Origin of the sequence: Pantoea sp. ME81, from assembly GCF_903970985.1 — a bacterium.
Taxonomy (GTDB): domain Bacteria; phylum Pseudomonadota; class Gammaproteobacteria; order Enterobacterales; family Enterobacteriaceae; genus Pantoea; species Pantoea communis.
Genome location: NZ_CAJCKS010000030.1, coordinates 1 through 24,797 on the forward strand (window position 1 = coordinate 1; position 24,797 = coordinate 24,797).

A 24,797-nucleotide genomic window follows, 5' to 3' on the forward strand; every position below is an offset into this window, starting at 1 on the left:
TTTTTTATCTGGCGTCAGGCTCACCTGAGTGGAATCGATGTTGAAGCGCGCATAACCGCGATCCAGATAGAAGCTACGCAGGGTCTCAAGATCCCCGGCCAGCTTTTGTTTCTGGTATTTACGATCGCCAACCACGTTCCACCATGGCACTTCATCACGCAGTGAGAAGCGCGAGATCAATTCGTCAGAGCTAAAGGCTTTATTGCCAACGATGTTGATCTGCTGAATCTGAGCTGACACGCCTTCCTGGAAGACGAATTTCAGATCCACGCGGTTACGGGGCAGCGGTGTCGCAATCGCTTTCACGCTGGCGGTGTATTTACCGACGCTGTAGTAGAAGTCTTCCAGGCCCTTCTCAATCGAAGAAAGCGTGGTGCGGTCGAGTGCTTCACCGACGCGCACACCAGAAGCTTCAAGGTTCTGCTTCAGCTGATCTTCTTTCACCGCTTTGTTGCCGGAGAAAGTGATGCTGGCAATGGTCGGACGCTCTTTCACCTGAACAATCAGGGTTGTTCCATCACGCAGAACCTGAACATCTTCAAAGTTGCCGGTGGCGAACAGAGAGCGAATGGTGTTTCTGACGTCATCATCAGAAATGGTATCACCGACACGTACGGGCATGCTGAGCAGAGCCGCGCCGACGGCGACTCGCTGGAGACCTTCGAAATGAATGTCCTTCACTACGAAATCGTCTGCACCGTAAACGGTGGCGCTGCTAAACAGCAGCGACGCTATGAGCAACTTTTTCATCGCCATCGTTGTTATGCGTTTTCCTAACACATCCCGCGCCTGTCCGCAGTCCAGCTATTACAGGCGTGAGAAATCATTGAAAAGTGCAAGCCCCATTAATAACACCAGCAGAATTGAGCCAATGCGATAACTGAAGTCCTGAACTCGCTCGGACACCGGTCCACCTTTGATCTTTTCGATCGCCAGAAAGAGCAGATGTCCACCATCTAATACCGGCAGAGGGAACAGGTTGATGATCCCCAGATTGACGCTGATCAGCGCCAGGAACATCAGATAATAAATCACCCCGTATTCCGCTGATAACCCTGCACCTTGCGCAATCGAAATTGGCCCGCTCAGATTATTCAGCTTCACATCCCCGGTAATCAACTTGCCCAGCATTGAGACCGTTAACTTCATCAGTTGCCAGGTTTTGACACTGGCTTCACCGATAGCGGCAAAGGGCCCATACTGCCTAACCGTTTTATACTCATCCGGCAGCGGAATGACGCGCGGAATCACTCCCGCAAAGCCTTCAGCTTCATTGCCCGGTTTCGCTTCTGGCGTTAACGTCAACGCCACGAGTTCGCCGTTACGTTCCACATCCAGCGCCATGTTTTTGCGCGGATTATCGCGCACCTGCGCCGCAAAAGCCTGCCATTGTGTTAACGGCTGACCATCGACTTTAACGATCCTGTCGCCAGCTTGCAAACCGGCAGCACTGGCCGGCGAATTTGCCTGCACTTCAGCTAAGGTCGTTTCGATTTGTGGCCCACGAGGACGAATCCCTAATGCCACAACCGGGTCCTGTTTATCCGGTTCAAACTGCCATTCGCGTAAATCGACCTGCTTCTGCTGCGTGGCATCTTCACCGAATTGCGAGACGGTAAGCGTGGTACTGCTGTCGCCGATTTTTCCGATCAGCGCCATGCGCACTGCATCCCAATCAGGCGTTTCGATACCATCTACCGCTTTAAGTTCCATACCGGAGGTAATTTGCGCTTCAGCTGCGACGGAACCGTTCAGAATTTCGCCAACAACCGGACGCACACCAGGTACGCCGTGGATAAAGACGACCCAATAAGCGAAGACGGCAAAGATAAAGTTAGCAATGGGGCCGGCCGCAATGATCGAAGCACGCTGCAGCACAGTTTTATTGTTGAAGGCCTGATGGCGGAGTTCAGCGGGAACGCTCTCTACGCGTTCGTCGAGCATTTTGACGTAGCCGCCGAGCGGGATCAGGGCAATGACGTATTCCGTGCCCTGACGGTCGCTACGACGCCACAACGCTTTGCCAAAGCCAATCGAGAAACGTTCGACTTTGACACCGCAGCGGCGGGCGACCCAAAAGTGGCCGAATTCGTGCACGGTGATCAGTACGCCAAGTGCCACGATAAAGGCGACAAAACTCCAGAGTATGCTCAACATTGTCGCTAATCCTCAGAGGGTGCGGAACACCAGCAGCAGCAGGCAGGCAAAAACCGGCACCGCAGCGGTCAGGCTGTCGATACGATCGAGGATACCACCGTGACCCGGAATCAAGTTACCGCTGTCTTTGATGCCCGCTTCACGTTTGAACATACTCTCGGTCAAATCCCCCAGAACCGAAGCCAGCGTAGCAATAACGGCACAGATAATCAGCGTACCCGGCGCCACAGAAAGCGGAGCCAGCAGCGCAAACAGCCAGGCGATAATCGCGGATGACAGCAGGCCGCCAAAGAAGCCTTCCCAGGTTTTACCCGGTGACACTTTTGGCGCCAGCTTATGTTTACCAAACAAACGGCCGAACATGTAAGCGCCAGAATCTGCGCCCCAGACCAGCAGCATCACAAACAGCAACCACCATGCTCCCGCAAAGTGATCGGTATCGTAATGATACTGGCGCAGCGCCATCATGCCCCAGAAGAAGGGAATCACGGTCAGGATGCCGAATAACACGCGGAGTGGGCGCGAAGTGCGCCACAACGCCGCAGAGGCAGGATAAAACAGCACGAGAAACAGGGCGACAATCCACCATCCCAGCGCGGCCCAAAGTGAGCCCTCCATCTGGAACTGGTGCAGATTGCGTTGATAGGGTTGCAGGGTGAACAGCATCACTGAGAGCAATAAACCGCATAACACGGCGAGCCAGATACGCTGCTGACGTGTCTTCATACCCGCCAGCTGCCCCCATTCCCAGGCGGCAAGCATACAGATGATGATAGTGGTAATCGCAAATCCGGACAGCGGTAACCAAAACAGAGCAGCGATCACCAGCGGAATCAGAATAAACGCGGTGATCAGACGAGACTTCAGCAAAGGTTACCCCCAGATTGCTCAGGCGCCGCCTGGTGCCGCGCCGCCAAAGCGTCGCTCCCGCGAAGAGAATGCATTCAGTGCACCTTCAAAAACGTGTTCATCAAAATCAGGCCAAAGAACATCGGTAAACCAAAACTCAGCATAGGCAATCTGCCACAGCAGGAAGTTGCTAATCCGATGCTCTCCCCCGGTCCTTATCACTAAATCCACCGGCGCCAGCTCCTGCATACACAGATAGGGAGCCAGACTTTCTTCGGTTATCTGGTCAGGACGTAATAAACCTTCCTGAACCTGTTCAGCCAGTTTTCTGGCACCCTGGATAATATCCCAACGGCCGCCATAGTTGGCAGCAATGTTGAGGGTGAGTCCATTATTTTGCTGAGTCAGTTCCTCGGCGCGACGAATGCGTTCCTGAATACGATTATTGAAACGACTGATATCGCCAATCACGCGCAGACGCACGTTATGCTTGTGCAGGCTTTTGACTTCGCTGTCGAGCGCCCAGACAAACAATTCCATTAAGGCCGTCACTTCCTGTACCGGTCGGCTCCAGTTTTCACTGCTGAACGCATAGAGCGTGAGCGCTTCCAGTTTATGGCTGACCGCAAAGCTGACGGCCCGGCGTACTGATTTTACCCCGGCTTTGTGGCCTGAAATACGCAGTTTGCCCTGATTTTTTGCCCAGCGACCATTACCATCCATAATGATGGCCACGTGACGTGGCGTGCAGTACGACTCGTCATCGATTGTGTTGTGATTGTTGGACGACATAACGCGTAATAATTCCTTTCATCAGAAATGCTGTGGTTTCTGAATACATTGCGCCTGCGGCAAACCCCGGCATCGCTACCAGATGACATCGAAACAATGTCGGGCCGAAAACGCGAGCGAGCGACTATACCATTTTCACCCTGAGCGAACAAATAGCGGGAAGTATCAACCTGCTAAACGAAAGCGTGGTAGCAATTCTGTGGCACAGATACGCGCTAACCGATCGATCTCCATCACATCCTCAATGCTGCCCGGCTCCTGGCATATCAGGGACGCCAGCACTTCGCTGTTGATGGCGGCGATGTCGGTAAAGCGAATCTGATGCTGCAGAAATGCCGCAACGGCCACTTCGTTTGCCGCATTCAGCGTGGTGGTGGCGGCCTGCCCTGTTGAGCAAGCATCGATTGCCAGCTTCAGGCAGGGATAGCGCTCATAGTCCGGCTCAGCAAACGTCAGTGACTTCATTCGCGTGAAATCGAGTGGCGTCACACCGGCCGAAATACGTGCTGGCCATGCCATGCTGTGCGCGATAGGGGTTCGCATATCAGGCGACCCTAGCTGCGCCAGCACACTGCCATCGCAGTAACGCACCATGGAGTGAATCACCGACTGCGGATGCAGGATGACTTCCATCTGTGCGTCAGTGGCATTAAATAGCCAGCGGGCTTCAATGTATTCAAGACCTTTATTCATCATGGTGGCCGAATCAACGGAGATTTTACGCCCCATTGACCAGTTCGGATGTGCGCACGCTTGATCTGGCGACATAGCGGCCAAATCCGCTAATGGCGTGTCACGAAAAGGACCACCCGATCCCGTAAGGAGAATAGAATCAATGCCATTCTCTCGCAGATCAGCGTACCCCAACTGATGCTGTATGGAAGCGGGTAAACTCTGAAAAATGGCGTTGTGCTCGCTGTCGACAGGCAACAGCTGTGCCTTGTGATGACGCACGGCCTCCATAAACAGGCGGCCGCACGTGACAAGTGACTCTTTATTCGCGAGTAAAACGGTTTTGCCAGCACGAATTGCGGCAAGTGTGGGTTGCAGCCCGGAGGCGCCAACAATAGCCGCCATCACCTGATCCACTTCATCGAGTGCCACCAGCTCGCAAGCCGCCTGAACGCCGGAGAGCACTTCGGTAGGAAGATTCAATGCTCTCAGTCGCTCACGCAGCGCTTGTGCGGAGGCTTCATCAGACATCGCCGCATAGCGTGGGGTAAATTGCTGACACTGTTCAGCCATCAGCGCTACGTTTTGACCCGCCACCAACGCGGTGACCTGGTACAAGTCTGGATTGGCTGCGATGACTGCCAGTGTGCTGGTACCAATCGAGCCGGTGGAACCCAGCAGAGTTAATCGCTTCATCATGCTATCCCTGTGACGTCGTGGATCGTGCCTGCAACAGCGCCAGGCACAATGTAAAACGCCGCCAGAGTCGCACAACGTCTCTGAACGGCGTTTTATACCCGTCATACTTTAAGTTGCAAGTGTGTGGGCTAAGCTCATTCACCCCAGTCACTTACCTGAGTAAGCTCCTGGAGATTCATTCCCTTGCCGCCTTCCTGCACCCTGAATTATTTTGGGTATAGGTAATCTGATGGAATTAGAAATCCATCAGTTCCTTTTCTTTTTCGGCCAATGCGACATCAACATTTTTGATGTAGCCATCGGTCATTTTCTGGATCTCATCCTGCGAGCGACGTTCGTCGTCTTCGCTGATCTCTTTGTCTTTCAGCAGCGCTTTGATCTTGTCGTTAGCATCGCGGCGCACGTTACGAACAGAAACACGCCCCTGCTCCGCTTCACCACGCACGACCTTGATCAGATCTTTACGACGCTCTTCGGTCAGCGCTGGCAGTGGCACACGAATATCGGTACCTGCTGAGCTTGGGTTCAGACCCAGGTCAGATGCCATAATCGCTTTTTCAACGGCCGGGCTCAGTGAGCGGTCAAACACGTTGATTTTCAGCGTACGAGAATCTTCTACCGTGACGCTAGCCAGCTGACGCAATGGCGTAGGTGTACCGTAGTAAGGCACCATAATGCCGTCGAGCAGTGAAGGCGAAGCACGACCGGTGCGCACTTTGCTGATTTGGTTTTTGAATGCTTCCACGCATTTTTCCATGCGCGTGTCGGCATCTTTTTTAATGTCGTTAATCACGTTAAAACCCTTGGATTCGGTTTGACCTGGCCATCTCCGGGCAGCCCGGAAGTGGTATCGATAAACATCGATCATCCTGAAAGCTGCGCGATGCCACTGCATCGCGCCAACAGAATATACCTTATTTTATCTTGCGTCGGGTATTAATGCGTAATCAGAGTGCCTTCTTTTTCACCCATCACTACGCGACGCAGTGCGCCAGGCTTGTTCATGTTGAAGACGCGGATCGGCAGTTGATGGTCGCGAGCCAATGTAAAGGCCGCCAGATCCATCACTTTCAGCTCTTTATCCAGTACTTCGCCATAGGTCAGCTGTTCATACAGCGTCGCGTCCGGGTTTTTCACCGGATCATCTGAATAAACACCGTCAACTTTGGTCGCTTTCAATACCACATCGGCTTCGATTTCGATGCCACGCAGACAAGCGGCGGAGTCAGTGGTAAAGAACGGGTTGCCAGTACCGGCGGCGAAAATCACCACGCGGTTATTGCGCAGCAAACTGATCGCTTCTGCCCAGCTGTAGTTATCACACACGCCATTCAGCGGAATCGCGGACATAAGACGCGCGTTAACATACGCACGGTGCAATGCGTCTCGCATTGCCAGACCGTTCATCACGGTTGCCAGCATACCCATGTGATCGCCGACCACACGGTTCATGCCTGCCTGTGCCAGGCCAGCGCCACGGAACAGGTTACCGCCACCAATAACCACACCCACCTGGATGCCCAGCTCAACCAGCTCTTTCACCTCTTGCGCCATACGGTCAAGCACGCTCGCGTCAATACCAAAACCTTCGGCACCTTGCAGTGCTTCGCCACTCAGTTTTAGCAGGATACGTTGATATACAGGTTTTGCGTTGGTCGCCATGGTCAATTCTTCCTGGAAGATATGATGAATGAGAAGTTAAATCTGATCGATCATCCGCTTAGCGAACGAAAAAAGCTATTGGGATGAGACTGAAAAGTGGTCCACGCAAAACGCAGACAAAAAAGAACCGCCTTCCGGCGGTTCTTTCGGAGCATTAAGACTGTTTGGACATTGCAGCAACTTCTGCTGCGAAGTCAGCTTCAACTTTCTCGATGCCTTCGCCCACTTCGAAGCGGATGAAGTTAATCACGTCTGCGCCTTTCTCTTTCAGAGCCTGGCCAACAGTTTTGCTTGGATCGATAACGAAAGCCTGACCGGTCAGAGAAACTTCGCCGGTGAATTTCTTCATGCGGCCTTCAACCATTTTCTCTGCGATTTCTTTAGGCTTGCCAGACTGCATGGCGATGTCCAGCTGAACCTGGTACTCTTTCTCAACCACATCAGCAGACACGTCTTCTGGCTTAACGAATTCTGGCTTGCTTGCCGCAACGTGCATCGCAACTTGCTTGCTCAGCTCTTCATCAGCACCGGTGGTAGAAACCACTACGCCGATACGTGCGCCGTGCTGGTAGCTGTTCAGCTGAGCACCTTCCAGGATAGCAACACGACGGATGTTGATGTTCTCACCGATTTTAGCAACCAGCGCTACGCGTTCTTCTTCGAACTGCGCTTTCAGAGCTTCAACATCAGTCACTTTACCAGCAACAGCTGCATCCAGCACTTTGTCAGCGAAAGCCTGGAAACCAGCATCTTTAGCAACGAAGTCAGTCTGGCAGTTAACTTCCAGAATCAGTGCGAAACCATCAGCGATTTTGGTTTTGATCACGCCGTCAGCAGCAACGTTGCCTGCTTTCTTAGCGGCTTTGATCGCGCCAGATTTACGCATGTTCTCAATCGCCAGCTCGATGTCGCCGTTCGCTTCGGTCAGCGCTTTTTTGCAATCCATCATGCCTGCGCCAGTACGCTCACGCAGTTCTTTTACCAATGCAGCGGTAATTTCAGCCATTCCAGAATCCTCGATTCGTCTCTGTGTGCGTTAACACTGTCAGAAACTTGTTGCGGAAAATTTACTCTGCCCCGCTTACCCGAAAGAAGCGTGACAAACTTAGATAAATAAAAGGGGCCTGTGCGGCCCCCTTAACAGATAACATCTGATGTCTAAGGGCTCTTAGAAAGAGCGAACCTTATTAAGCTTCAGCAGCTTCTTCAGCCTGCTCAGCCAGATCCTGTGAACGGCCTTCGCGCACGGTGGTCGCAACAGCAGTCAGGTACAGGCTTACAGCACGGATCGCATCGTCGTTACCTGGGATAACGAAATCAACGCCATCTGGATCAGAGTTGGTATCAACGATAGCAAATACTGGGATACCCAGGTTGTTTGCTTCTTTGATTGCGATGTGTTCGTGGTCAGCGTCAACAACGAACAGTGCATCCGGCAGACCGCCCATATCTTTGATACCGCCCAGGCTGTTTTCCAGCTTGGCCAGTTCACGAGCACGCATCAGTGCTTCTTTTTTGGTCAGTTTGTCGAAAGTACCGTCCTGAGACTGAGTTTCCAGATCTTTCAGACGCTTGATTGACTGACGAACAGTTTTCCAGTTGGTCAGCATACCACCCAACCAGCGGTGGTTAACGAAGAACTGGTCGCAGCTCAGAGCTGACTCTTTTACCGCTTCGGCAGCAGCGCGCTTAGTACCAACGAAAAGGATTTTGCCTTTACGTGAAGAGATCTTCTGCAACTCAGCCAGAGCTTCGTTGAACATTGGTACAGTTTTCTCAAGGTTGATGATGTGAACCTTGTTACGAGCACCGAAGATGAATGGCTTCATTTTCGGATTCCAGTAACGGGTCTGGTGACCAAAGTGAACACCAGCCTTGAGCATGTCGCGCATTGAAACAGTTGCCATGATTACCTCTAAAGTATGATTGGGGTTGGGCCTCCATGTATCCCATACAACCGACCTCTTTCAAGGCACCCCGGCGTATGTGTCGATACATGTGTGTTTTAGTACACATAATGAGTTTTATGCGTTTCCTGCCAGCCAACGAAACGAAGGTGACAGAGAATCGTCGGCGCGCTTTATACCATAACGCGCAGGAATACGCCAACAGTTGTTAGCAGCGTGAGCGAGGAGTCATCCCGATTTGGCAGCCTAATGACTGACTGCTAACATGACTGCCACAGAACTCATTATTGTCGAAAATGTCGGCAATTGCGGATTATTTAATGGCCATTTCAATCAAAACCCCTGAAGAAATCGAAAAAATGCGCGTGGCGGGCCGTCTGGCTGCTGAAGTGCTGGAAATGATCGCCCCGCACGTGGTGCCGGGTGTGACCACAGGTGAACTCGACCGCCTCTGCCACGATCACATCACGAATAAGCAGCAGGCTATCTCAGCCTGCCTTGGCTATCACGGCTTCCCGAAATCGGTGTGTATTTCGGTTAACGAAGTGGTGTGCCACGGCATCCCGAGCGATGACCGCGTTTTAAAAGATGGCGATGTAGTCAACGTTGACGTCACGGTGATCAAAGACGAGTATCACGGCGATACCTCGAAGATGTTCATCGTCGGCAAACCGACTATTCAAGGCGAGCGCTTGTGCCGTGTCACCCAGGAAAGCCTCTACATTGCACTGCGTCTGGTTAAACCGGGCATCCGCCTGCGTGAGCTGGGCCGTGCGATTCAGCAATATGTTGAAGCACAGGATTTCTCTGTGGTACGTGAATACTGCGGCCACGGCATCGGCAAAGGTTTCCACGAAGAACCACAAGTGTTGCACTATGATGCCGATGACGGCGGCGTGGTGTTGCAGGCGGGGATGACCTTTACCGTTGAGCCGATGGTCAATGCCGGTGATTATCGTATCCGCACCATGAAGGATGGCTGGACCGTAAAAACCAAAGATCGCAGCTTGTCCGCGCAGTATGAGCATACTATTGTGGTGACAGAAAACGGCTGTGAGATTCTTACGCTGCGTGAAGATGACACCATTGCTGCGGTGCTCGAAAACAACGCGTAACGTTCTTCAAGACAGTACCAGGCCGGCATAATGCCGGCCTTTTTTATGGCGCTTACGAGGCATGTCGATGAGTGGTAGCGTGACCGAAGCAGTACACAAAGGCCTGACTGATTCCCCCGCCAGCTGGCCCGATGAAGCCCTGACGCGTGACAAATTAAAACTCTATCTGGAGCAATTCCAGCAGCATCTCGGTATGGCCTTTGATGCCGGTACTGACGTTGAATCACTGATTGATGCCCGCACGCTATTTATCGATCGTCTGTTGCGCCGACTGTGGCGCTTCTTCGGCTTCGATAAAATGAAAGAGATTGCGTTGGTTGCGGTGGGCGGCTATGGCCGTGGTGAACTGCATCCGCTCTCCGATATCGATGTCTTGATACTCAGCCGCCAGCCCCTGGATGATGCGGCCGCGCAACGCACCAGCGAACTCCTGACGCTGATGTGGGATTTAAAACTCGAAGTTGGCCACAGTGTGCGCACGCTGGAAGAGTGCTTACTGGAGGGGTTGTCCGATCTTACTGTCGCGACCAACCTGATCGAATCCCGCATGCTGACAGGCGATGTCGCCCTGTTCCTTGAGTTGCAGAAGAACATTTTCAGCGATGGCTTCTGGCCGTCCTCTCGCTTTTTCGCGGCCAAGATTGAAGAGCAGCAGGAACGTCATCAGCGCTACCACGGCACCAGCTACAATCTCGAACCCGATATTAAAAGCAGCCCGGGTGGCCTGCGCGACATCCACACCTTACAGTGGGTGGCGCGCCGCCATTTCGGTGCCACCACCATGGATGAAATGGTCGGTTTTGGCTTTATCACGGAAGCCGAACGTAATGAGATCAATGAATGCCAGGAGTTCCTCTGGCGAATTCGCTTCGCGCTGCACTTAACGCTCACACGCTACGACAATCGCTTGTTGTTTGATCGCCAGCTCACGGTGGCACAGCGGCTCAACTATCTCGGCGAAGGCAATGAGCCGGTTGAGCGCATGATGAAAGATTTTTACCGGGTGACGCGCCGCATTGGTGAGCTCAATCAGATGCTGCTGCAGCTGTTTGATGAAGCGATCCTCGCGCTCTCCACCACCGAGAAACCGCGCAGCATTGATGATGATTTCCAACTGCGCGGCAATTTGATTGATCTGCGTGACCCCACGTTGTTCGAACGTGAACCGCAGGCCATTCTGCGCATGTTTTATGTGATGGTACGTAATGAGAACATCACCGGCATTTACTCCACCACGCTACGTCATTTACGCCATGCGCGTCGTCATCTGAAGCAGCCGCTGTGCCAGATTGCCGAAGCGCGTGACACCTTTATGGCAATTCTGCGCCATCCGGGCGCGGTGAAGCGGGCGCTGGTGCCGATGCATCGCCACAGTGTCCTTTGGGCGTATACGCCGCTGTGGGGCAATATTGTCGGCCAGATGCAGTTTGACCTGTTCCATGCTTACACGGTGGATGAGCACACCATTCGCGTCCTGCAAAAGCTGGAAAGTTTCGCCAACGAAACCACGCGTCCGATGCACCCATTGTGTGTAGAACTCTGGCCGCGTTTGCCACAAATCGAACTGCTGCTGATGGCTGCCTTGTTGCACGATATTGCCAAAGGGCGCGGCGGTGACCACTCGATTCTGGGGGCGCAGGACGCGCTTGATTTTGCCGAATTGCACGGGCTCAACTCGCGGGAAACGCAGTTGGTGGCCTGGCTGGTGCGCCATCATCTGTTGATGTCGGTCACCGCCCAGCGCCGTGATATTCAGGACCCGACGGTGATTCAGCAATTCGCTGAAGTCATGCAGAATGAAAACCGCCTGCGTTATCTGGTGTGTCTCACCGTGGCCGACATCTGCGCCACTAACGAAAGTCTGTGGAACAGCTGGAAGCAGAGCCTGCTGCGTGAATTGTTCTTCGCGACCGAAAAACAGCTGCGTCGCGGTATGGAAAACAGCCCGGACTTGCGCGAACGCGTGCGTCATCATCGCTTACAGGCTCTCGCGCTGTTGCGGATGGAAAACCTTAACGAAGAGCGCCTGCACCATATCTGGAGCCGCTGCCGTGCTGACTATTTCCTGCGTCACACGCCGAATCAACTGGCATGGCACGCGCGTCATCTGATCGACCATGACCTTACAAAGCCGCTGGTGCTGGTCAGCCCGCAGGCCACTCGCGGCGGGACTGAAATCTTTATCTGGAGCCCGGACCGCCCTCACCTGTTTGCCGCAGTAGCCGGTGAGCTGGACCGCCGCAATCTGAGCGTGCACGATGCCCAGATCTTTACCAGCCGCGACGGCATGGCGATGGATACCTTTATTGTGCTGGAACCGGATGGCAGTCCGCTGGCCGCCGATCGTCATCCGATGATTATGCAGGCACTGGAGCAAGCGATTACCCAAACCGAGTGGGTGCCGCCGCGCACGCGTCGCCAGTCTGCACGACTTAAGCACTTCAGTGTCGATACCGAAGTGAATTTCCTGCCGACGCACACCGATCGTCGTAGCTATCTGGAACTGGTCGCGCTGGATCAACCAGGCCTGCTGGCGCGTGTAGGGGAAGTGTTTGCCGACCTCGGTGTGTCACTGCACGGCGCGCGCATCAGTACGATTGGCGAACGAGTTGAGGATCTTTTCATCCTGGCGGACAGCGAACGGCGCGCACTTGATGTCGAAATGCGCAATGTGCTGCAACAACGGTTGACAGAGGCCCTCAATCCAAACGATAAAGTGTGACCGCAATCGATTTATCGACTTAATTCTCTGTGTCAGCGCGACGCTGGCACCCGTATGACAGACTCAGGAAATTATTATGCAACAGTTACAGAGCGTTATTGAATCTGCCTTTGAGCGCCGCGCCGATATCACGCCAGCCAGCGTGGACAGCGTGACCCGTGAAGCCATCGAACAGGTTATTGGCCTGCTGGATAGCGGCGAACTGCGCGTGTCTGAAAAGATCAACGGAGAGTGGGTAACGCATCAGTGGCTGAAGAAAGCAGTGCTGCTGTCGTTCCGCATCAATGACAACCAGGTGATGGAAGGCGCAGAAACCCGTTTCTACGACAAAGTGCCAATGAAGTTCGCGAACTGGGATGAAGCACGCTTCAAAAATGCGGGCTTCCGCGTTGTCCCCCCTGCTGCCGTGCGTCAGGGCGCGTTCATTGCACGTAACACCGTGCTGATGCCTTCTTACGTTAACATCGGCGCTTACGTTGATGAAGGCACCATGGTTGACACCTGGGCCACCGTGGGTTCTTGTGCGCAGATCGGCAAAAACGTTCACCTGTCTGGCGGCGTCGGCATCGGCGGTGTTCTGGAGCCACTGCAGGCTAACCCAACCATCATCGAAGACAACTGCTTCATCGGCGCACGTTCTGAAATCGTTGAAGGCGTGATCGTGGAAGAAGGTTCAGTGATCTCCATGGGCGTTTACATCGGTCAGAGCACCAAAATTTACGACCGTGAAACCGGCGAAGTGCATTACGGCCGCGTGCCAGCGGGTTCAGTGGTGGTATCGGGCAACCTGCCGTCTAAAGATGGTAGCTACAGCCTGTACTGCGCCGTAATTGTGAAGAAAGTGGACGCTAAAACGCTGGCGAAAACCGGCATCAACGAACTGCTGCGTACCATCGACTAAGTGAGAAATTAGTCCGGTTACCCTGCCAACGGGCCTGTATTCTGGCCCGTAATTTTTTCTTTACACTCTGACCTAAACTACCTGCTTCGCGCCGCGAATTATCTGGTGCGTTTATTTTTCAAACAGTTCATAATCCGCGCCAGTTAACTCCGGTCGCGCACTGTTCATCCCGGTTTTTGTGTCTACAGTTGATTAAGTATGCCGTAAGCGTTCCGGTTGCTGCGTATCTGCCGCATCCCGAATGATGATGATAGTCCTGCGCGCTCACCCACTCTTAGATGGAATATAAACGCTATGTACGACAACCTGAAAAGCTTAGGTATCAGCTCTCCTGAAGACATCGACCGTTACAGCCTGCGTCAGGAAGCCAGCAACGACATTCTGAAAATCTACTTCCGCAAAGACAAAGGTGAATTCTTCGCCAAAAGCGTGAAATTCAAATACCCGCGTCAGCGCAAAACTGTCGTCGCCGATCACACCAGCCAGGGCTATAAAGAAGTACAGGAAATCAGCCCGAACCTGCGTTACGTGATCGACGAACTGGATCAGATCTGCCAGCGCGATCAAGTCGAAGTCGATCTGAAACGCAAAATCCTTGCTGATCTGCGTCATCTGGAAAACGTGGTATCCAATAAGATCGCTGAAATTGAATCCGATCTGGATCAACTGACCCGCAACGGTCGTTAATTTCCTCCCCGCGTTCCCAGGGCCAGCTTATGCTGGCCTTTTTTTTGCCTTAATTCAGTTTTATCTGGACCTGTTTCACCTATCTGAATTCATAATCCCTGGCTAGTATCGGGTTATGTCTGACTTCAGGTATCACAAAATCCATGCAATTTGCAGCCATCACCTCAGGACAGCGCGGTCTGGATGTTCATATCGCCGGTGACCTCGCGCAAAAAATTCTCTCTGGAACGCTAAAGGCTGGTGATGTTCTGCCCAGCGAAGTCGAGTTGTGTAGCCACTTTGGCGTCAGCCGAACTGCCGTGCGTGAGGCGCTTAAACTCCTCTCTTCGAAGGGATTAATAGAATCGCGTCCCAAACTCGGCACGCATGTGCGCGATCGCACATACTGGAATCTGCTTGATGTGCAACTGCTGGAATGGATGCAGGGAATCGAATCTACGGCAGAGATGTATCAACAGTTTCTGGACTTCCGTGAGGCTATCGAACCGCAGGCTGCCAGACTGGCTGCACTACACGCTACGCAGGCACAACGCACCGAACTTTCTCTGTTATTTCGCGAAATGATCGCTGTTTGCGCTGCGAGTAACTTCGATCTTGCTCGCTGGCTGGAGGCAGACAGTGCCTTTCATCGCCTGATCTTTCACTCTACCGACAACTGTTTTTACATCCCGTTCGGTAATTTGCTGGAAACCATCTTTAAATGCTTTTTTACCTGGCCTTCTAGCGCGCAGGATATTTTTTTGGACGAACACCGCAAGATTTATGAAGCGATTATGATCGGCGATGCCGATGCGGCGCACAGGGCGTCGATGAATCTAATGCTTAACAGCACACAGCCTCGGCTATAACTTTCCCCTCACCGATACGTGGGTGGGCGCGATAACAACCACAGATCACGCAGCGCTTCTCTTTCCGCACCGCGCGCTGCTGGGCTGATAGGGGCCGTCGATTGCGTTTCGATCGCGCGATGAATCCAGGGCTGAAAACGGTCGCTGTTCAGGCTGCGATCCGTGAGCGAGAGCAGTGGAATCAAGCGCAGACTGACACGATCGCGATTTTTCCATGGCCAGGTTTTGCTGTCATCACTAAACGGTGCCATATAATTCAGCGCACTCAACAATGAACCGCTCTGCTGTTGATAGTGCCAAAGATCGCCCGCGCCGCTTCGCTGTGCCAGTTGCGCGAGGCTGGTCAGAGCCTGCAAATTGAAATAGCTATAGTGGAACGAGCGTGTGCGTACCAGTTCCATTGGCTGCGTTCCGTCCGCACGAATTTGCCCGGCGATTTTATCCTGAGCTAAAACCACCATCTGCTTAATCACCTGAGGTTGATGCAAATACCACGCGATGCCCGCCACCTGTGCGGCATACCAACTGCCATGATTATTAGGTGCATCACGCTCGCCTTGTGCCAACTGACTGTGCAATAGCCAGCCGAGATAATCGCTAAACCATGCATGTATCGCAGCCTGATCCTGCGGGTGCCAGCCGGGCGAATCGTGCAGTAGCTGCAGTGCATCCACTATGCGCGTGGCAAAGTAACGCCCATCCAGCACACCGGTGTGCCGGCCCTCAGCCTTACCGGGCACACCCTGAGCATAATTAAGATTGGGATTCATGCGGGTGGTGGGATCGATGAACCAGCTGCGAATCATCGATTGGGCTTTGGCTGCATAACGGGTTTCGCCGGAGAAATACCAGGCAAGCGCCAATGCCTGCACGTCTGCGGTGAAACGAGCCAGACGCACACCATCGCTTTGGTCGTTTTTACTCGCCGGATTGACCGCACCATCACGGCGTTCCCATGGCAAGCCATTGGGCTTGTCAGGATTCGGCCACCAGTAGGCACTCAGGCTGAGATAATCATGGCGGGAACCGCTGGGAGGTAACATCCCTTTCTGCGTCACGCTGGGATTGGGCTGTTTAAGCGCGCGATCGGCAGCCTGCTTGAGTTGCTGCCACGCCTGCTCAGTCTGTGGCGCAGCCTGATGATTTTGCAGCGCAGTTCGCGTCTGTTGCATCTCTTCGCCAGATAAAAAGGCCAGCGAAACAGCTTTGGCATGACAGGTCGCGGTCATCAGCAAGCCGGCCAATAGCCAGATCAGGCGCACATTCAAACGGGGCATCTTCCTCTCCTGGCCCTGCTAAGGGTTAGCTCTGTTCATCCAGTTGCAGCGCCACATACAGCAACAATCGATCGTCAAAATTGCCGAGGTTTAATCCGGTTAGCTCGGAGATGCGGTTCAGGCGATACTCGAGCGTATTACGATGGATAAATAGTGCGCGTGCCGTGGCGCTGGGCTGCACGTTATGACTGAACCACGCCACCAGCGTACGTCGCAATAATCCATTATTATCATTGGCTTTGAGTTTCGCCAACGGACGCGCCAGTTCATTCGCTTGCCAGCCACCGCGCAGGCTATCCAGCAGTACGGGCAGCACCAAATCCTGATAGAAGAAGCTGCGCTGTTCCGGCATGCGCTGTTTGCCCACCATCATGGTAGTACGCGCCGTACGGTAGGAACGTGCAATACTGCCGGGACCGGTAAAGAAATTGCCGAGCGCGATGCGCATCCGCACCTGCCCACTCTCTTTCATACGCTGTAATAACTGCTCCACGCGACGGCGGTGATCGTCTTGATCGTAACGGCCGTGGGCATTGAGCGCCGGCTTCAACACCACCATTTCAGTGAGTGAAACGATAGCAATCAGGTTGTCACGATCCGGCGTTGTCAGCAGAGTTTGTAAATGCTGCAATTCCGACATCGCACTGTCAACGCCAAGCTGGCCGCTGTCGACTTCCACCACCGCCACCACGCGCGGTTGATTGAGATCGATGCCCAGGCGCTGCGCCCACTCGCTCAACGCCGGTGAAAGGGTATCGCTGCGAATCAGGTTCAGCACCAGCTCTTCGCGCAAACGGCTATCCTGCGCCAGCATGTGCAACAGCCGCGCTTGTTCCAGCATCATTTCGGCGGTCATACACACCAGTTCACCGTAGTGACGCAGCGCTGCTGGCTGGCCGGTCAGGCCGATAACGCCGACAATCTCGCCGTCAATACGCAACGGCAGGTTGATGCCCGGACGTACGCCATGCAGATGTTTCGCCACGGCCTCATCAATGTCCACCACCCTTCCCTGTGACAACACCAGCAGCGCACCTTCGTGCAATTCGCCAATACGCTCACGATCGCCGCTGCCAATAATGCGGCCGCGTGCATCCATCACGTTGACATTACTGTCAATAATTTGCATGGTGCGGGCAACAATATCCTGAGCCAGTCGCGCATCGAGATGATAGGTGGCCATCAATCACTCCAGAGAAAGGGAAGAATTGACAGAATACGCATCCCACGCACGCCTGGCATTGTGCAACTGCACATAGCCGGATAGAGAATACGGGAATTGCGGTAGGCGTCACATTGCGAAACGGACATCTGCACAATGTGGACCACACTAAAAAGGTGTTGATGCTAGCCAGGAGCGCAGCTGCGTCAGACAAAAACAAAAAAGGCGAGCCGAAGCTCGCCTGTACTCAATTATCTAAGACTTACTGCATCAGCAGATAGAGGCTACTGTCGCCACGCTGCACGTTCAGGGCCAGCACGGACGGTTTGGTATCGAGGATTTTGCGCAGTTCACCAAGGTTGGCAATCGCCTGCTGGTTAACGCCCCTAATCACGTCACCTTTCTTCAGACCAATACGCGCTGCAGCACTACCTGCCTTCACATTATCCACGCGCACGCCTTTCTGGCCGTTGCTGTCGATGTTGCTCAGGTCGGCACCTTCAATGCCGGTGTAGATCGTGGCGGACTGCACTTTTTCCTGCGAGCTCTGCTGCAGTTCAACCGTAATCGTCACCGGTTTACCGTCACGTAACAGACCCAGCTGCAGTTTAGTGCCCACTGGCAGTGAACCCACTTCTGCACGCAGTGCGGCAAAACTGGTCAGCGGTTTGCCATTCATCGACACCACGACATCGCCGGCTTTCACACCCGCTTTTGCCGCTGCCGAGTTAGGCAGGACCTGGCTCACAAAGGCACCGCGCTGGGCATCGACTTTCATCGCTTTCGCCAGCTCAGAGTTAAGCTCGGTACCCATAATACCCAGCTCGCCACGCTTCACCTGACCATACTCGATCATCTGCGCCGTCAGGTTTTTCACCATCGCGCTTGGGATAGCAAAGCCGATACCGATATTGCCGCCGTCTGGCGCCAGAATCGCGGTGTTAATCCCAATCAGTTCACCGTTCAGGTTCACCAGCGCACCACCAGAGTTACCACGGTTGATGGCGGCATCGGTCTGGATGAAGTTCTCGTAGTTCTCGACGTTCAAGCCGCTGCGGCCCAACGCTGAAACGATACCGGAGGTCACCGTTTCGCCGAGTCCATACGGGTTACCGATCGCTACCGTGTAATCACCGACACGTAAGTCATCGGAGTCAGCGATCTTAATCGCCGTCAGGTTCTTGGCGTCCTGCAGTTGAATTAGAGCAATATCAGACTGAGGATCTTTACCAATCACTTTGGCGTCATAGCGACGGCCATCGCTCAGCTGCACCTGAATTTTGGTGGCGTTATCTACCACATGGTTGTTGGTGACGACATAGCCTTTATCGGCATTAATCACGACACCCGAACCGAGTGCACGGAATTTTTGCTGCTGGGTGTTGGCGCCGCCGTTGTCACCGCCCTGGCTACCATCACCGCCGCCCTGGCACATTGGCGAGCTTTGGAATGGCGAACCGTCCTGGCAGAATGGCGAGTTATCACCAAAAAATTGCTGGAATTGCTGCGGCATGCGCGGGGTTTTCACCGTGGTGCTGCCTTCAACGCTAATACTCACCACGGAAGGCATCACTTTTTCCAGCATCGGCGCCAGGCTTGGCAACTGTTGATTCGAGGAGGAAGCACTTTCCGCCGCGAAACTGACAGGGCTCAATGCCATGCCCAGACTAAGCGCCAGCGCACTTAACATTAATGTGCTTTTTTTCATTTGTCTGTGTCTCTCTAAGATTTACGGCCAGACCATTGCTGTGGTCGTGATGGTGAGATTAAGTTTTTAGCGCGAAGTTCCTAATAAAGTTTTGGGCAAAGGTAAAAATTTATTCTTCATCTTTACAAAACTCGGCTTATTCCACGGCCATCAAACGACGATACTCATCCCACGCATAATTGTCTGTCATTCCGCTGATATAGTCCTGAATCAAGCGCGAACGGTAATAACGCTCCCACAACAAACGTTGATATTTATGCTCGACAATCAGTGTACGCATCTGCTGCTGATAAGCTTTGCGATGTTTTCCTGAAAGCTTATGAAACAGTCGCGTTTCTATCGGATATTTCGGCAGAAAATCGTCGTTCATCAGCGTAGTAAATTGTTCATAATCCAGCAACATTAATGACTGATAGATTTCCAGCAACCCTTTTATTACCCGATAACCTTGTAATTCGAGTTGCTCAACTTCCGGATGATTAAATACCTGCTGGCGCGCCACGGTTTTAAATAATTTCAACAGACGGCCTTCATCACCGTCATCTTCCAGCAGCGCATGATTGAAGTTTCCTTCAAAAATAGCCGGGAGATTATCGACAAAACGGCGCACGGCATGGCTAACCAACACATTTTGCACGTTAACCCGTAATGACATGAAAAATTGATCGCTCAGGCTACGGCGTTTTTTCTGGTTGGCTTCTTTCCATGCCTCGCTCACTGTGCGACTGAACGCATCACCACTATTTACCGGCCCCCAGGCTTTGAGCAGAGACTTATACAAGGTCTCAACATCAAAAATGTCTTTTTCGACCGCATCATCTAAATCGGCAATACAGTAGGAGATATCGTCCGCGGCTTCCATAATCCAGGTGAGAGGATAGCGATGATGCTCCTTAATATGGGTCGCAGCGCGTAAGTCAGCCACATATTCACGCTCGGACAAATAAAAACCAGGCTTCTTCATCAGCACGCTAAATTCTGCAGGCTTATCGCCCTGCCACCATGCGGGGGCGGTATATTTTAAAATACAGGCCACCTGCGCATAGCTAAGATTGAGCTGCAGCAGCGTATGCACCAGGCGAATCGCCTGCGCATTGCCTTCGAAGTGGCACAAATCCTGACGAATCATTGCATTTAGCTGGTCAAAATCAGTGCGCTGATACTCATCTGCCACGCCCGCCACCAGCGGGTCCACGAGTTCAAGAGGCAGATTGTCGTCAAACCAGTCATTGATCGCGGCTTCACCAAAGTGACCAAACGGCGGATTCCCCACATCATGCAGCAGGCAGGCCATCTCAATCAGACTCTCAAACGCGCCTTCAAACTCATCCAGCCCGTAATTTGCCAGTCCACCGCCCTGCGTTTTCAGGTATTGCAGGATCTCTTTGGTGATATAGCGCCCGGTTTGCTGCACTTCCAGCGAGTGGGTCAAACGTGAACGCACCGCTGCATTACGCTCCAGAGGAAATACCTGAGTCTTTTGTTGCAGGCGGCGGATCGCGGCAGAATTGATGATGCGGCCACGGTCACTCTCAAAGTGCCGTGTAATAAAGTATTCGCCCTCTGGATCTTTGCGGCTGGTATAAGGGCGGGTGAAACTGATCTTATTTTTGAAATTGATCGGCGCCATCATTACCCCTTATTTTTTGGTGAATTCATCCTCTGCCAGCCATGGTAGACTATGCCTCACTTTTAAGCTTTACATCCATAACTACAGCGAGATTCTTTATGAAAGCAGGCATTATTGGCGCGATGGAGCAGGAAGTCACCCTGCTGCGTGACAAAATCGAAAACCGTCAGACGCTGACGCTGGCTGGTTGTGAAATTTATACCGGCACGCTGAACGGTGTTGAGGTTGCTCTGCTGAAGTCAGGCATCGGTAAAACCGCAGCAGCGCTCGGCACGACCCTGTTGCTGGAGCTGTGCAAACCCGACCTGGTGATCAATACCGGCTCTGCGGGTGGTCTGGCCGCTTCACTGAAAGTGGGCGATATCGTGGTTTCCGATGAAGTGCGTTATCACGATGCCGACGTGACCGCATTTGGTTACGAACCGGGTCAGATGGCCGGTTGCCCCGCAGCCTTTGTGGCGGATGAAAAACTGATCGCCGCTGCAGAGCAGGTGATTAAGCAGTTGGATCTCAACGCGGTGCGCGGTTTAGTGGTCAGCGGTGATGCCTTCATCAACGGTGCTGAGCCACTGGCACGCATTCGCACCACCTTCCCACTGGCGATCGCCGTGGAGATGGAGGCCACCGCCATCGGTCACGTTTGCCATCAGTTCAAGGTGCCGTTTGTTGTGGTGCGTGCAATTTCCGATGTCGCGGACAAAGAATCCCACCTGAGCTTTGATGAGTTCCTGGTTGTTGCCGCTAAACAATCGTCGCTGATGGTTGAAAACCTGCTGGCACAACTGGCGCGTGGCTAAATATTGGCTACTGGGGCTATTGCTGATCGGCAATAGCCTGTTTGCCGCTGCCCCGCGCGTTATCACGCTATCGCCCCATCTCACTGAACTGGCTTTCGCTGCAGGCATTACGCCGGTAGCGGTCAGCGCCTATTCAGATTTTCCGGCGCAGGCCAACCAGCTGGAGCAGGTGGCAAACTGGCAGGGCATCAACGTTGAACGCATCCTGCAACTGAAACCGGATGTGGTGCTAGCCTGGCGCGGCGGCAATCCGCAGCGGCAGATCGATCAACTGCAACGTCTGGGCATTAAAGTCGAATGGATTGATCCGCAGACCATTGATCAGATGATTGATGCGTTAGCAGCGCTCAAACCGTGGAGTCCACAACCTCAGCAGGCGGCGGCTGCCGCACAGGCGCTGCGCCAGCAAGAGGATGATCTGCGTAAACAGTATCAACAACGCACGCCGATCCCTCTGTTTTTGCAGTTTGGTCAACAGCCGCTGTTTACTGCATCGCGTAATACGTTGCAAAACGAAGTGATCACGCTGTGTGGCGGTAAAAATATCTTTGCTGACAGTCGCGTAAGCTGGCCACAGGTGAGCCGCGAGCAAGTGCTGGCGCGCCATCCCGAGGCGATTGTGATTGGCGGTGACCGTGCGCAAGCCGCGAATATTGTGAAATTCTGGCAGCCACAACTGACGGTGCCGGTGATTGCCATTAACGATGACTGGCTGAGTCGACCGGGTCCACGTATCCTGCTGGCAGCCAAACAGCTGTGTGCAGATTTACATCCGGCGAAAAATAGCACCAAAAAAGATTAAAGATTCGGCAAAAATTGTCGAAAATCAAAATACAAGGCACTGCGGCCACGTATGCTCAGTGCCCTTTTTGCGCAACGCGCAACTTTTGACTTCACCAGGAATTATCAATGACCAGAGCACTGCTCCTGGCCATAGGGCTTGCGATGGCTGCGCCAATTGGCGCGGCGACCTCCACCGGCTCTATTGCCGTCACGTTGACCATATTTTCCCGCTGCGATATCTCACGGCAAAGCGAACAAACATTGCCATCGATTGATTGTGGACGTCACTTCAGTGCACAGCCGCGCGTGACCGAAAGCGTGTTAAAGCGCGATGCGAAGCGTCGTGAGTCGTCACGATTAGTGACCGTAGAGTGGTAACGTTCTGACCGCCAGAACGGCGGTCAGAAAAGGGGATCAGATGCTGAAGGAAGAACCACAACCGCAAGTCGTTTTCGCGTTCGGGTTTGTCACGATAAAACGTGAACCCTCAAGACCTTCGGTATAATCAACCGAGCCGCCCACCAGATACTGCAGGCTCATTGGATCAACCACCAGCGCCACGCCCTGCTTTTCAATGGTCATGTCGCCGTCATTCATTTGATCATCAAAAGTAAAACCGTACTGGAAACCACTGCAACCGCCACCGGTGATGTACACGCGCAGTTTCAGCTCAGGATTCTCTTCATCCGCGATCAAATTTTTCACTTTTTTCGCTGCTGCTTCAGTGAATTGCAAAGGCAGCGCTGCTACGTCGTCACTCATGTTTTACTCCGGGTAAACGTCCAGGTCAGAAAACGACCTTAATTTCACTATTATCTGCCAGCCGCCCAGTGCAATCAAGTACTGCGCTTGACACTGTGTGCCGCCTGCGCTGCGCTAAAGTATAGCTTTAAAAGGCTTTCGCACCCGCTTGCCTTTCTAATCGGGCGACTCTTCCCTTAGAATGGCGCCAGAATTTTTTTCCAGAACAGCAGGAGCCGAGCAATGAGTAAGTCTGAAAACCTGTATGCCGAAGCGCAACGCCTGATCCCTGGCGGTGTGAACTCCCCGGTACGTGCTTTTACCGGTGTGGGCGGCGTGCCGCTGTTCATCGAACGCGCCGACGGCGCTTATCTGTATGACGCCGATGGCAAAGCCTACATCGACTATGTCGGTTCATGGGGCCCAATGGTGCTGGGGCATAACAACGCCAATATCCGCAATGCGGTGATTGAAGCGGCATCTCGTGGTTTAAGTTTCGGTGCCCCAACCGAAATGGAAGTGAAAATGGCCGAGCTGGTGTGTGAGCTGGTGCCAGGTATGGATATGGTGCGCATGGTGAACTCCGGCACCGAAGCCACCATGAGCGCGATTCGTCTGGCTCGTGGCTTTACCCATCGTGACAAGATCGTCAAATTTGAAGGCTGCTACCACGGCCACGCCGACTGTCTGCTGGTGAAAGCGGGTTCCGGCGCATTGACCCTGGGCCAACCGAACTCACCGGGTGTTCCGGCTGATTTCGCTAAACACACCCTGACCTGCACTTACAACGATCTGGCGTCAGTACGCGAAGCCTTCGAGCAATATCCAGAAGATATCGCCTGTATCATCGTTGAACCCGTTGCGGGCAATATGAACTGCATCCCACCGCAGCCGGACTTCCTGCCGGGCCTGCGTGCACTCTGTGATGAGTTTGGTGCGCTGCTGATCATCGATGAAGTGATGACCGGCTTCCGTGTGGCGCTGGGCGGTGCTCAGGCTTATTACGATGTCACGCCGGATCTGACCTGTCTCGGCAAAATCATCGGTGGCGGCATGCCGGTGGGCGCATTTGGTGGTCGTCGTGATGTGATGGCTGCACTGGCACCAACGGGTCCGGTTTACCAGGCGGGTACGCTTTCCGGTAACCCGATTGCCATGGCGGCCGGTTTTGCTTGCCTGACGCAGATTGCTCAACCGGGCACGCACAGCACTCTGACCGACCTCACCACCCAACTGTCTGAAGGCTTGCTGGCAGCGGCAAAAGCAGAAAACATTCCGCTGGTGATCAACCACGTTGGCGGCATGTTCGGTATCTTCTTTACCGATGCCGAAAGCGTAACCTGCTATGCCGACGTGACAAAATGCGACGTTGAGCGCTTTAAGCGCTTCTTCCACCTGATGCTGGAAGAAGGCGTTTACCTCGCACCTTCTGCTTTTGAAGCGGGCTTTATGTCGCTGGCACACAGCCAGGAAGATATTCAGCGCACCATTGATGCGGCACGCCGCAGTTTCGCGAAGCTTTAAGCCATTAGCGGGCGCCAGGAATGGCGCCCCTTCATTGATGTGCCCGGCTGTCCCTTGAGGCACAACGTCCCCTAAAGACACCCTTGCCGTTCGTTCGCATCGTTATGCTCAGCTACACGCTTACACCCATTTCCGTTAGGTTGCACAATTATGCGCAGCTGCCC

General features: G+C 53.4%; 23 protein-coding genes. 9 read left to right on the forward strand and 14 right to left on the reverse strand.

Annotated elements, in window-relative coordinates:
- The 9 genes from H7A81_RS07940 to rpsB form a co-directional block, all read right to left on the reverse strand.
- The coding region (locus tag H7A81_RS07940) for a POTRA domain-containing protein (protein ID WP_304622185.1) at positions 1 to 756 on the reverse strand (756 nt) is incomplete at its 3' end.
- A 51-nt stretch (positions 757 to 807) separates the two neighbouring features.
- Positions 808 to 2,157, reverse strand: a complete 1,350-nt coding sequence (rseP, locus tag H7A81_RS07945) for a sigma E protease regulator RseP (RefSeq protein ID WP_038648921.1) — start codon at positions 2,155 to 2,157, stop codon at positions 808 to 810.
- A gap of 12 nt (positions 2,158 to 2,169) precedes the next feature.
- On the reverse strand, positions 2,170 to 3,027 hold the full coding sequence (gene cdsA, locus H7A81_RS07950; RefSeq protein WP_034829478.1) for a phosphatidate cytidylyltransferase: 858 nt from the start codon (positions 3,025 to 3,027) through the stop codon (positions 2,170 to 2,172).
- Positions 3,028 to 3,045: 18 nt separating this feature from the next.
- Positions 3,046 to 3,798 (reverse strand): (2E,6E)-farnesyl-diphosphate-specific ditrans,polycis-undecaprenyl-diphosphate synthase, encoded by a 753-nt coding sequence (gene ispU / locus H7A81_RS07955; RefSeq protein WP_034829480.1) that lies wholly within the window; start codon positions 3,796 to 3,798, stop codon positions 3,046 to 3,048.
- Between the two features lie 165 nt (positions 3,799 to 3,963).
- A complete protein-coding gene (gene ispC, locus H7A81_RS07960; RefSeq protein WP_182057194.1) occupies positions 3,964 to 5,166 on the reverse strand; it encodes a 1-deoxy-D-xylulose-5-phosphate reductoisomerase in 1,203 nt (400 codons plus the stop codon).
- 238 nt (positions 5,167 to 5,404) lie between these two features.
- On the reverse strand, positions 5,405 to 5,962 hold the full coding sequence (gene frr, locus H7A81_RS07965) for a ribosome recycling factor (RefSeq protein ID WP_034829486.1): 558 nt from the start codon (positions 5,960 to 5,962) through the stop codon (positions 5,405 to 5,407).
- Between the two features lie 143 nt (positions 5,963 to 6,105).
- Complete coding sequence (gene pyrH, locus H7A81_RS07970; protein ID WP_034829488.1) at positions 6,106 to 6,831, reverse strand: UMP kinase; 726 nt, start codon at positions 6,829 to 6,831, stop codon at positions 6,106 to 6,108.
- Between the two features lie 154 nt (positions 6,832 to 6,985).
- A complete protein-coding gene (tsf, locus tag H7A81_RS07975; RefSeq protein ID WP_166934125.1) occupies positions 6,986 to 7,837 on the reverse strand; it encodes a translation elongation factor Ts in 852 nt (283 codons plus the stop codon).
- A 181-nt stretch (positions 7,838 to 8,018) separates the two neighbouring features.
- Positions 8,019 to 8,738: a 30S ribosomal protein S2 gene (gene rpsB / locus H7A81_RS07980; protein ID WP_034829491.1), complete on the reverse strand. Its 720-nt coding sequence runs from the start codon at positions 8,736 to 8,738 to the stop codon at positions 8,019 to 8,021.
- 320 nt (positions 8,739 to 9,058) lie between these two features.
- Here rpsB and map point away from each other — a divergent pair, with 320 nt between their 5' ends.
- From map to H7A81_RS08005, 5 genes are all read left to right on the forward strand, one after another.
- Entirely contained in the window at positions 9,059 to 9,853 is a 795-nt protein-coding gene (gene map / locus H7A81_RS07985; protein ID WP_034829494.1) for a type I methionyl aminopeptidase, read from the forward strand.
- A gap of 67 nt (positions 9,854 to 9,920) precedes the next feature.
- Complete coding sequence (glnD, locus tag H7A81_RS07990) at positions 9,921 to 12,575, forward strand: bifunctional uridylyltransferase/uridylyl-removing protein GlnD (protein ID WP_182057195.1); 2,655 nt, start codon at positions 9,921 to 9,923, stop codon at positions 12,573 to 12,575.
- A 76-nt stretch (positions 12,576 to 12,651) separates the two neighbouring features.
- Positions 12,652 to 13,476, forward strand: coding sequence for a 2,3,4,5-tetrahydropyridine-2,6-dicarboxylate N-succinyltransferase (dapD, locus tag H7A81_RS07995; protein ID WP_038648942.1), 825 nt, complete (start codon positions 12,652 to 12,654; stop codon positions 13,474 to 13,476).
- A 294-nt stretch (positions 13,477 to 13,770) separates the two neighbouring features.
- On the forward strand, positions 13,771 to 14,163 hold the full coding sequence (locus H7A81_RS08000) for a DUF3461 family protein (RefSeq protein ID WP_034829501.1): 393 nt from the start codon (positions 13,771 to 13,773) through the stop codon (positions 14,161 to 14,163).
- A gap of 143 nt (positions 14,164 to 14,306) precedes the next feature.
- Positions 14,307 to 15,011, forward strand: coding sequence for a FadR/GntR family transcriptional regulator (locus tag H7A81_RS08005; RefSeq protein ID WP_166934119.1), 705 nt, complete (start codon positions 14,307 to 14,309; stop codon positions 15,009 to 15,011).
- Between the two features lie 8 nt (positions 15,012 to 15,019).
- Here H7A81_RS08005 and H7A81_RS08010 read toward each other — a convergent pair whose 3' ends face one another.
- The 4 genes from H7A81_RS08010 to dgt all read right to left on the reverse strand — a co-directional run bounded on the left by H7A81_RS08010 (position 15,020) and on the right by dgt (position 20,788).
- Entirely contained in the window at positions 15,020 to 16,288 is a 1,269-nt protein-coding gene (locus tag H7A81_RS08010) for an alginate lyase family protein (RefSeq protein ID WP_182057196.1), read from the reverse strand.
- 25 nt (positions 16,289 to 16,313) lie between these two features.
- Positions 16,314 to 17,471, reverse strand: coding sequence for a CdaR family transcriptional regulator (locus tag H7A81_RS08015; RefSeq protein WP_182057197.1), 1,158 nt, complete (start codon positions 17,469 to 17,471; stop codon positions 16,314 to 16,316).
- 241 nt (positions 17,472 to 17,712) lie between these two features.
- Positions 17,713 to 19,158 carry a serine endoprotease DegP gene (degP, locus tag H7A81_RS08020; RefSeq protein WP_034829511.1) on the reverse strand — a complete coding sequence of 482 codons (1,446 nt, stop codon included), beginning with the start codon at positions 19,156 to 19,158 and terminating at the stop codon, positions 17,713 to 17,715.
- Between the two features lie 136 nt (positions 19,159 to 19,294).
- Complete coding sequence (gene dgt, locus H7A81_RS08025; RefSeq protein WP_166934115.1) at positions 19,295 to 20,788, reverse strand: dGTPase; 1,494 nt, start codon at positions 20,786 to 20,788, stop codon at positions 19,295 to 19,297.
- Positions 20,789 to 20,886: 98 nt separating this feature from the next.
- Between dgt and mtnN the strand changes: the two genes are divergently transcribed.
- The 3 genes from mtnN (at position 20,887) to H7A81_RS08040 (ending at position 22,746) form a co-directional block, all read left to right on the forward strand.
- The gene (gene mtnN, locus H7A81_RS08030; protein WP_166934113.1) at positions 20,887 to 21,585 is read left to right on the forward strand and encodes a 5'-methylthioadenosine/S-adenosylhomocysteine nucleosidase; all 699 of its coding nucleotides are present in this window, start codon (positions 20,887 to 20,889) and stop codon (positions 21,583 to 21,585) included.
- Entirely contained in the window at positions 21,578 to 22,387 is an 810-nt protein-coding gene (gene btuF, locus H7A81_RS08035; protein ID WP_182057198.1) for a vitamin B12 ABC transporter substrate-binding protein BtuF, read from the forward strand. Before mtnN ends, btuF begins: the two co-directional genes overlap by 8 nt.
- A 107-nt stretch (positions 22,388 to 22,494) precedes the next feature.
- The gene (locus H7A81_RS08040; RefSeq protein WP_034829521.1) at positions 22,495 to 22,746 is read left to right on the forward strand and encodes a hypothetical protein; all 252 of its coding nucleotides are present in this window, start codon (positions 22,495 to 22,497) and stop codon (positions 22,744 to 22,746) included.
- A gap of 36 nt (positions 22,747 to 22,782) precedes the next feature.
- Here H7A81_RS08040 and erpA read toward each other — a convergent pair whose 3' ends face one another.
- Positions 22,783 to 23,130 carry an iron-sulfur cluster insertion protein ErpA gene (gene erpA / locus H7A81_RS08045; RefSeq protein WP_034829523.1) on the reverse strand — a complete coding sequence of 116 codons (348 nt, stop codon included), beginning with the start codon at positions 23,128 to 23,130 and terminating at the stop codon, positions 22,783 to 22,785.
- Positions 23,131 to 23,352: 222 nt separating this feature from the next.
- Here erpA and hemL point away from each other — a divergent pair, with 222 nt between their 5' ends.
- On the forward strand, positions 23,353 to 24,633 hold the full coding sequence (gene hemL / locus H7A81_RS08050) for a glutamate-1-semialdehyde 2,1-aminomutase (protein WP_058960858.1): 1,281 nt from the start codon (positions 23,353 to 23,355) through the stop codon (positions 24,631 to 24,633).
- Positions 24,634 to 24,797 lie beyond the last annotated feature (164 nt).

Excerpts from the sequence above, each read along its gene's own strand:
- H7A81_RS08010 (WP_182057196.1), bottom strand. The coding sequence starts at position 16,288 with ATGCCCCGTTTGAATGTGCGCCTGATCTGGCTATTGGCCGGCTTGCTG.
- hemL (WP_058960858.1), top strand. The coding sequence starts at position 23,353 with ATGAGTAAGTCTGAAAACCTGTATGCCGAAGCGCAACGCCTGATCCCT.
- ispU (WP_034829480.1), bottom strand. The coding sequence starts at position 3,798 with ATGTCGTCCAACAATCACAACACAATCGATGACGAGTCGTACTGCACG.
- H7A81_RS08040 (WP_034829521.1), top strand. The coding sequence starts at position 22,495 with ATGACCAGAGCACTGCTCCTGGCCATAGGGCTTGCGATGGCTGCGCCA.
- rseP (WP_038648921.1), bottom strand. The coding sequence starts at position 2,157 with ATGTTGAGCATACTCTGGAGTTTTGTCGCCTTTATCGTGGCACTTGGC.
- map (WP_034829494.1), top strand. The coding sequence starts at position 9,059 with ATGGCCATTTCAATCAAAACCCCTGAAGAAATCGAAAAAATGCGCGTG.
- H7A81_RS08015 (WP_182057197.1), bottom strand. The coding sequence starts at position 17,471 with ATGGCCACCTATCATCTCGATGCGCGACTGGCTCAGGATATTGTTGCC.
- erpA (WP_034829523.1), bottom strand. The coding sequence starts at position 23,130 with ATGAGTGACGACGTAGCAGCGCTGCCTTTGCAATTCACTGAAGCAGCA.
- H7A81_RS08005 (WP_166934119.1), top strand. The coding sequence starts at position 14,307 with ATGCAATTTGCAGCCATCACCTCAGGACAGCGCGGTCTGGATGTTCAT.
- glnD (WP_182057195.1), top strand. The coding sequence starts at position 9,921 with ATGAGTGGTAGCGTGACCGAAGCAGTACACAAAGGCCTGACTGATTCC.
- tsf (WP_166934125.1), bottom strand. The coding sequence starts at position 7,837 with ATGGCTGAAATTACCGCTGCATTGGTAAAAGAACTGCGTGAGCGTACT.
- dapD (WP_038648942.1), top strand. The coding sequence starts at position 12,652 with ATGCAACAGTTACAGAGCGTTATTGAATCTGCCTTTGAGCGCCGCGCC.
- mtnN (WP_166934113.1), top strand. The coding sequence starts at position 20,887 with ATGAAAGCAGGCATTATTGGCGCGATGGAGCAGGAAGTCACCCTGCTG.
- ispC (WP_182057194.1), bottom strand. The coding sequence starts at position 5,166 with ATGAAGCGATTAACTCTGCTGGGTTCCACCGGCTCGATTGGTACCAGC.
- dgt (WP_166934115.1), bottom strand. The coding sequence starts at position 20,788 with ATGGCGCCGATCAATTTCAAAAATAAGATCAGTTTCACCCGCCCTTAT.
- H7A81_RS08000 (WP_034829501.1), top strand. The coding sequence starts at position 13,771 with ATGTACGACAACCTGAAAAGCTTAGGTATCAGCTCTCCTGAAGACATC.
- pyrH (WP_034829488.1), bottom strand. The coding sequence starts at position 6,831 with ATGGCGACCAACGCAAAACCTGTATATCAACGTATCCTGCTAAAACTG.
- degP (WP_034829511.1), bottom strand. The coding sequence starts at position 19,158 with ATGAAAAAAAGCACATTAATGTTAAGTGCGCTGGCGCTTAGTCTGGGC.
- rpsB (WP_034829491.1), bottom strand. The coding sequence starts at position 8,738 with ATGGCAACTGTTTCAATGCGCGACATGCTCAAGGCTGGTGTTCACTTT.